The organism is Rhodococcus sp. 05-2254-6, from assembly GCF_002258565.1.
Classification (GTDB): domain Bacteria; phylum Actinomycetota; class Actinomycetes; order Mycobacteriales; family Mycobacteriaceae; genus Rhodococcoides.
Genome location: NZ_NOZF01000143.1, coordinates 39,091 through 45,721 on the forward strand (window position 1 = coordinate 39,091; position 6,631 = coordinate 45,721).

Here is a 6,631-nt window from a genome sequence, read left to right on the forward strand (position 1 = left end):
GTCAGAAGATGTGGGCGAGGACGCCGCCGGGCAGGGTCAGCCCGAGGCCAGCGGAGAATGCGATCTGAATCGTGCTCGAGACCAGCAGTGCTACTGCCGCGTCGAACACGTAACGGCGACCGCCCAATCCGACCGACACGCCCCAGAACAGCAGCGCGCCGGCCAGGACCCAGCCGAGCGGGTCGAGCAGGGCGATGAACAATGCCACCGATCCGACGGTGATCGACAGGGTTCGCCAGTTGCTGACGGTGCCGGTGTGCGGCTTTCCGTCGGCGTCGACCCCGCGGTCGATCACGTCGGGCTTGACCATCAACTGAATGGTGACCAACAGGGCGACGACGAAGCAGCCGCCGGCGACGATGGCCGGAAAGACCTGTGGGCCAGGCGAGGTGGCGGTGGACGGAACATCCATCGTGACGGTTCCGTAGACCAGGAACACTCCCAGTGCAACGAGAAGTGCCGGGACGATCAGGCCGCTGCGGCCGGTCCAGAACGACCGGGACGTACCCGTGTCGGTGTCTGTGGTCGTCGTTGTCATACCAGCCCCAATTCCTCGAGAATTCCGGTGATCCGTGTCTGCTCGACCTCGAGGAATTCGCCGAATTCGTCTCCGGTCAGGACGGATTCCTTCCAGCGGTTGCGTTCGACGGCCGTGGCCCACTGCTCGGTTTCGACCATCTCGGTGACGATGTCGACGAGAGTTTGCCGGTCCTCGTCCGAGATCCCCGGGGGCGCAACGATTCCACGCCAGTTCACGAGGTCGACGTTGTAGCCCTGTTCGATGAACGTGTCCACGTCGAATCCCTCGAGCGGCTCGGGCGAGGCGACGGCGAGTGCGCGTACGTTGCCTGCCTCGATCTGGTCGCGGAAGTCGTTGAAGCCACTGACCGCGACGCCGACGGTGTTCGACAGCAGCGACGTCAGGACCTCGCCACCTCCGGAGTAGGCGATGTAATTGATTGCGGCCGGGTCGATGTCGGCTTCCTGCGCCAACTGACCCGCGACGATGTGGTCGATTCCGCCGAGGGAGCCGCCGCCGATCGGTAGTCCACCGGGATTGGCCCGCCATGCCTCGATCATGTCCTCGAGATTCTGGATGGGTGAATCCTTGGGCACCACGAAGACCTCGAAGTCCTCGGCGAGCTTGGCGATCGGGACGGTGTCGGCCAGGGTGGTCTCGGAGTTGTTGATCGCGATGCCGCCGAGCATGACGGTTCCGGTGATCATGACGGTGGTGGGCTGACCGCTGAGGTTGTCGAGTTGGCTCAGGCCGATTGTGCCGCCGGCACCGGGGACATTGACGACCTGAGCGTTGTTGACGATGCCGTCGCTACGTAGCGCCTGTTGCGATTCGCGGGCGACCAGATCCCAGCCTCCGCCCGCGGCGGCCGGTGCGATCAGTGTCAATTTGGCTCGGGCGTCGGAGCCGCTGGCACTGCGAGCGGCGTCGATTCCGGCAACGGTGACTGCTCCCACCACCACCAAGGCTCCGGCCGTTCGTAGCAGTGTGGGCGATATCGCCATCAGAGACCTTTCGTGTGGGGTGTCACAGCGTCAGGTTAGATACAGTTTGTCTGATTAGTCCAGTTCACAAATCCCCGAGGGTGATCCTCGGTGAAGACGAGCAACGAGCAACGGGAGAGAACGTGTCGGTAGCGAGCGCAGTGGCAGTAGCGATGAGCAACACACCGGAGGGGCAGGAAGCGTTGCGCCGCGGTGCCGCCGAGGCCGAGCTGCGTCAGGCCGAGCTGATCGTGTTGTCCGTGGTGGACCGCGATTCCGTATCGGCAGAGGACCGCGCGGCAGCGCAGGCCGAGGTGGAGAAAACCCTTCCCGGAACTGCCACCACTGTGCGCGTCGAGCCCGACGGGGGCGACCCGGCCGGCGCGCTGGTCGATCTCGTCGCAGACGTCGGTGCGGGCATGGTCGTCATCGGCTCCAAGCGTCGCTCCGCGGTGGGCAAGTTCCTGATGGGCAGCACCGTGCAGCGAGTGCTGCTGGACTGCCCGGTTCCCGTCCTGGTCGTGAAGGCGCCGTGACCCGACACCGACTTCGACCCGGTAGTATCGGACAAACTTCACCCATTACGACCCTGAGGAATCATGGACAGCGATAAACCCGGGCCGGACACGGCCCCCCGCACCACAGCTACTACGTGCGAGGCGGTGTCCGGCGAATGAGCGTTCTGCTCACTCTTCTGCTCGGCCTGCTCGTCGTTTTCCTCATCACCGTCGCGACCGGCTACTTCGTAGCTCAGGAATTCGCGTACATGACCGTCGACCGGTCCCGGCTCAAGGCGCGTGCCGAGGCCGGTGACGCCGTCGCCGCTCGTACCCTGACCGTCACCAAGCGCACGTCGTTCATGCTGTCCGGTGCGCAGCTGGGCATCACGGTCACCGGCCTGCTGGTCGGCTACGTCGCCGAACCGCTGATCGGTCAGTCCTTCGGCGCGATACTGGGCGGCGTCGGAGTTCCGACGGCCGTCGGTGTCGGCCTCGGTGCCGTTCTGGCCATCACGTTCGCGACGTTCGTGCAGATGCTCTTCGGTGAACTGTTCCCGAAGAACTTCGCCATCGCCCGCCCCGAGCCGGTGGCTCGATGGCTCTCGCTGTCGACGACCATCTACCTCAAGCTCTTCGGGTGGTTGATCACCATCTTCGACCAGTCGTCGAACCTGTTGCTCAAGGCTCTCAAGATCGAGCCGGTCCACGACGTGGAGCACTCGGCGAGCCTGCGCGACCTCGAGCACATCGTCTCGGATTCCCGCGAGACCGGCGATCTGCCCGACGAGTTGTCGACGCTGCTCGATCGAATCCTCGATTTCCCCACTCGCACAGTCGAACACGCGATGATCCCGCGTTCGCGATCGGCGACGGTCCGAGACACCGACACTCTCAGCGAGGTCGCTGCCCTGATGGGGCAGGAGCACTCGAGGTATCCGGTGCTCGACGAGGACGACGGTATCGTCGGCGTCGTCCATCTCGCGGACGTCCTGTCCGCGACGGTGCCGGGTTCCACGCCGATCTCCGAGCTCACGCGTGACGCGCTGATCCTCCCGGAGATCCAGACCCTGCCCGACGCGATGCGCGAGTTGCGCTCGACCAAGAACCAATTGGCTTGTGTGATCGACGAATACGGCGGTCTGACCGGCGTCATCACGATCGAGGACCTGGCCGAGGAGCTGGTCGGCGAGATCACCGACGAGCACGACGACGACCTGTCCGATCCGAGCCCGGTCAGTGCCGACGACGGCAGCTGGACCATGGCCGGCGAGGTGCACGTCGACGAGGTCGAACGTGCCATCGGCATCGATCTGCCCGAGGGTGACTACGAGACCATTGCCGGTTTCGCCATCGCGCACAACGGATCTCTCCCCGATGTCGGGGAACGGATCGAAGTGGACCTACCACCGGACAACGCCGATCTGGCGAACGACGAGGAGAGTCCCGTTCGTTTCGTCATCCTCGAGATCGAGGAGATCGACAGCCACGTCCCGTCCCTGCTGACTCTGACGCTCGGCGAGCGTGACCCCGAACACGACGACGAGTCGGCCGAGTCGAAGGAAAGTGTGCACCGATGAGCAACATCTGGATTTTCCTGGCCGTCACGATCGGCCTCATCGCTGCCAGTGCCTTCTTCGTGGCCGTCGAGTTCGCGCTGTTGGCCGCCAAGCGGCATCGGCTCGAAGACGCGGCACCCAATTCACGCTCCGCTCGTGCGGCGCTGCGCAGCTCGTCCGAGCTGACGGTTCTGCTCGCCGGCTCCCAGCTCGGCATCACCGTCTGCACCCTCGGTCTCGGTGCGACGACGAAGCCGGCCGTGCACTACTGGCTCACACCTCTGTTCGAGAGCGGTGGCCTGCCGTACTGGTTCGCCGACGTCCTCGGTTTCGTGCTCGCGCTGATCGTCGTCACCTTCCTGCACCTGGTGGTCGGTGAGATGGCTCCGAAGTCCTGGGCCATCGCCCATCCGGAGAAGTCCGCGACGATGCTCGCAATCCCTATGCGCGGGTTCATGTTTGTCACCCGTCCGGTTCTGACGGCACTGAACAACATGGCGAACTGGTGCCTGCGGCGGGTCGGCGTCGAGCCGGCCGACACCGTGGGTACGGGTCAGAACGCGGACGACCTTCGGCAGCTGGTGGAGCATTCGGTGAACGTCGGTGCCCTCGATGCCAGCTATCAGGCGCAGATCTCGAGTGCGCTGGAACTGCAGGAATTGACCGTCGGTGACCTGGTGCGTCAGTTCGGCAAGCCCACGTCGGTACCGTCCACAGCGACGATCGACGACGTGCGCGAGGCCTCACGTCGCTCGGGACATCTGCGGATCCTGGTCAGCGACGCGGACGTGGTCAAGGGCGTGGTGCACGTGCGCGACACGTTGACCGCTCCGCAGACCCTCGCCGAGATCACGCGTCCGGCATACACGCTGGAGGCGACGACGCCGGTGTACGTTGCCCTGCAGTCGATGCGCGAGACCCGGCATCACCTGGCACTGGTGGTCGACGGTTCGGCGGCGGCGGACGATCCGGCTCGCAGCGTCGGCGTCGTGACCCTGTCGGATGTGTTGACCCGACTGTTGCCCCAGCCGGTCTGATTCGATTCCGGTTTCGAACGAGACATCCCCGCCCGGCCGAGACGGCCGAGCGGGGATGTCTTCGTCGTGGCAGGTCGAAAGAACTCAGATCGGGGCGACAACCAGCAGGTGTGCCCAGTACGACGCGACGTCGTGGCCGAGTTGGGGGAGCAGAACGTCGTAGAGCAGGTAGGACATCATTGCCGTCGAACTCCTTGTTCAGCGTGCCGTTTCCGACTCGCGTTCCGAGATTGTGGGTGACCGAGACTGCCGGTCACTGAGACTGTAGATCACACAGCCTTCGGTGACATCCATATCGCCCACTCACACCCCCCGTGGCGCACGTCAGCCGATGCAGCCCTGCAGGGTGGTGAAGCTGCCCGCGATTCCGGCACCGTTGCACACCGCGCCGTTCGGGGTGAGGGTGATGGTGGAGCCCGGTGCTGCCACCGCGATGGAGAGCCCGAGACCGGCTGCCGTGTTCTGTGCGACAGCACCGGGGCCGAAGGCGATCGCTGCAGGCGCGCCACCGAAACTGCCGTTGCTCACTGCAGTTCCACCGTTCAGTCCGAGTGCAAGGGCGGCTGCGTTGTTCATCGCCTCGGCCGAACCCCAGCCTTCGAGGCCGAGACCGGCCGCCGCACTCGCGACGTCTGCGGAGCTGTCGCACTGCGATCCTCCGACGAGCGCAGCGACATCGGCCCCTCCGGGTGCGGTGGTGCAGGCGACCGGTGCTGCGGATGCAGTCCCGGGTACCAGTGCCGCGAATGCACACGCGAATCCGAATGCTGCCGCCCCGCCGACAATCCTCTTGGTGTGGAACATGGTGAATGCCTCCCCAGATCAGTGCGTCGGCACCGGTGTGCCGAGCGTGTCGGTCGTCGGGCCGATGGTGCGCAGGGCCCGCACGCCCTGGAGTCGAGTATCGACGGGTCCGAACGCGGCACGGGTTCGGCATCATCACGGAAACGTCTCGGTAGTATCACGCTGAAATAACGCGCTGGTGGGTGTGCGTGGCCTCTAGGATCGGACCGTGATCGGACGCATCGACGAGGTCGTTTTCGACTGCACGGACCCGGCATCGCTGGCGCAATTCTGGGCCGCGGTACTCGGCGGAGAGCCGATGGTGCGTGACGCCGCATGGCACTTCGTCGATGTCCCCGGGTTCACTCGGTTGGCGTTTCAGCGAGTCCCGGAGGGCAAAGCGGGTAAGAACCGGCTACACCTCGACGTCGCCGTACCGGATATCGACCGTGCCGTCGGGCCGGCCGTCGCCCTGGGTGCGAGGGTGCTCGGCGACCGACACTCCGACGCGGCGGGAACCTTCCAGGTGCTGCTCGATCCCGAGGGCAACGAGTGGTGTCTGGTGACGCCGCCCGCCTGAACTCGGCCGATCAGCGGGCGTCGTGTTCGGCGCGTGACTCGAGGACGGCAGGCATTTTGCCTTCGATCAGTTCGATGAGATCGCTCAGTCGCGTACCGACGTCGCGTCCCAGCGGGGTGAGGCTGTACTCCACCTTCGGTGGAATGGTCTCGAGGACGGTGCGAACCACGAGGCCGTCCCGCTCGAGGGTCTGGAGGGTCTGCGAGAGCATGCGTTCGCTGACGCCGTCGACGCGTCGGCGCAACGCGTTGAATCGATAGTCGCCCTCGGTGAGGGCGGCGAGGGCGAGCACGCCCCACCTGCTGGTGGCGTTCTGCAATGTCTGCCTCGACGCACAGTCACGCGCGAAGACGGACGCTTCGAGAGATTCTGCGGGCTCGGACATATCGCCATGCTAGCGCATATCAAAGAGTCAGTAATGACTGGAAAGCTTGCACTGCACGAAAAGTAAGTGCATAGTGAGGGTGTACTCGACACCTCGACTTCAGGAGTTCGATCATGACCACAGCGGTAACAGGAGCAACGGGCAATCTCGGCGGACTCGTCGTCGACGCACTCATCGAGCGTGGTGTCGCACCCGCCGACATCGTGGCGGAATCGGAGTAATTGGCGACCCGAACCACGACGCCGCGTTCGGCCAGCGGAGAGGCCTTGTCCGCGTTTCGGACGACC

Annotated in this window: 8 protein-coding genes; 4 read left to right on the plus strand and 4 right to left on the minus strand. The window is 64.9% G+C overall.

Features of this window, described 5'->3' with window-relative positions; genetic code table 11:
- Position 1: 1 nt before the first annotated feature.
- Positions 2-538 (minus strand): tripartite tricarboxylate transporter TctB family protein, encoded by a 537-nt coding sequence (locus tag CH256_RS19550; protein WP_068055752.1) that lies wholly within the window; start codon positions 536-538, stop codon positions 2-4.
- Positions 535-1,524 (minus strand): Bug family tripartite tricarboxylate transporter substrate binding protein, encoded by a 990-nt coding sequence (locus tag CH256_RS19555; RefSeq protein WP_068055755.1) that lies wholly within the window; start codon positions 1,522-1,524, stop codon positions 535-537. Before CH256_RS19555 ends, CH256_RS19550 begins: the two co-directional genes overlap by 4 nt.
- A gap of 122 nt (positions 1,525-1,646) precedes the next feature.
- On the opposite strand from CH256_RS19555, the gene CH256_RS19560 reads away from it, so the two are divergent.
- The 3 genes from CH256_RS19560 to CH256_RS19570 all read left to right on the plus strand — a co-directional run bounded on the left by CH256_RS19560 (position 1,647) and on the right by CH256_RS19570 (position 4,596).
- Positions 1,647-2,039, plus strand: a complete 393-nt coding sequence (locus tag CH256_RS19560; protein ID WP_231893845.1) for a universal stress protein — start codon at positions 1,647-1,649, stop codon at positions 2,037-2,039.
- Between the two features lie 137 nt (positions 2,040-2,176).
- Positions 2,177-3,580, plus strand: coding sequence for a hemolysin family protein (locus tag CH256_RS19565; protein ID WP_094639256.1), 1,404 nt, complete (start codon positions 2,177-2,179; stop codon positions 3,578-3,580).
- A complete protein-coding gene (locus tag CH256_RS19570; protein ID WP_094670380.1) occupies positions 3,577-4,596 on the plus strand; it encodes a hemolysin family protein in 1,020 nt (339 codons plus the stop codon). Before CH256_RS19565 ends, CH256_RS19570 begins: the two co-directional genes overlap by 4 nt.
- A gap of 324 nt (positions 4,597-4,920) precedes the next feature.
- Here CH256_RS19570 and CH256_RS19575 read toward each other — a convergent pair whose 3' ends face one another.
- Complete coding sequence (locus CH256_RS19575; RefSeq protein ID WP_068055767.1) at positions 4,921-5,400, minus strand: DUF6764 family protein; 480 nt, start codon at positions 5,398-5,400, stop codon at positions 4,921-4,923.
- A gap of 208 nt (positions 5,401-5,608) precedes the next feature.
- Between CH256_RS19575 and CH256_RS19580 the strand changes: the two genes are divergently transcribed.
- Entirely contained in the window at positions 5,609-5,959 is a 351-nt protein-coding gene (locus CH256_RS19580) for a VOC family protein (protein WP_094670381.1), read from the plus strand.
- A 10-nt stretch (positions 5,960-5,969) separates the two neighbouring features.
- On the opposite strand, the gene CH256_RS19585 is transcribed toward CH256_RS19580, so the two are convergent.
- The gene (locus tag CH256_RS19585; protein WP_094670382.1) at positions 5,970-6,344 is read right to left on the minus strand and encodes a winged helix-turn-helix transcriptional regulator; all 375 of its coding nucleotides are present in this window, start codon (positions 6,342-6,344) and stop codon (positions 5,970-5,972) included.
- Between the last annotated feature and the right edge of the window lie 287 nt (positions 6,345-6,631).

Excerpts from the sequence above, each read along its gene's own strand:
- CH256_RS19550 (WP_068055752.1), bottom strand. The coding sequence starts at position 538 with ATGACAACGACGACCACAGACACCGACACGGGTACGTCCCGGTCGTTC.
- CH256_RS19555 (WP_068055755.1), bottom strand. The coding sequence starts at position 1,524 with ATGGCGATATCGCCCACACTGCTACGAACGGCCGGAGCCTTGGTGGTG.
- CH256_RS19565 (WP_094639256.1), top strand. The coding sequence starts at position 2,177 with ATGAGCGTTCTGCTCACTCTTCTGCTCGGCCTGCTCGTCGTTTTCCTC.
- CH256_RS19570 (WP_094670380.1), top strand. The coding sequence starts at position 3,577 with ATGAGCAACATCTGGATTTTCCTGGCCGTCACGATCGGCCTCATCGCT.
- CH256_RS19575 (WP_068055767.1), bottom strand. The coding sequence starts at position 5,400 with ATGTTCCACACCAAGAGGATTGTCGGCGGGGCGGCAGCATTCGGATTC.
- CH256_RS19585 (WP_094670382.1), bottom strand. The coding sequence starts at position 6,344 with ATGTCCGAGCCCGCAGAATCTCTCGAAGCGTCCGTCTTCGCGCGTGAC.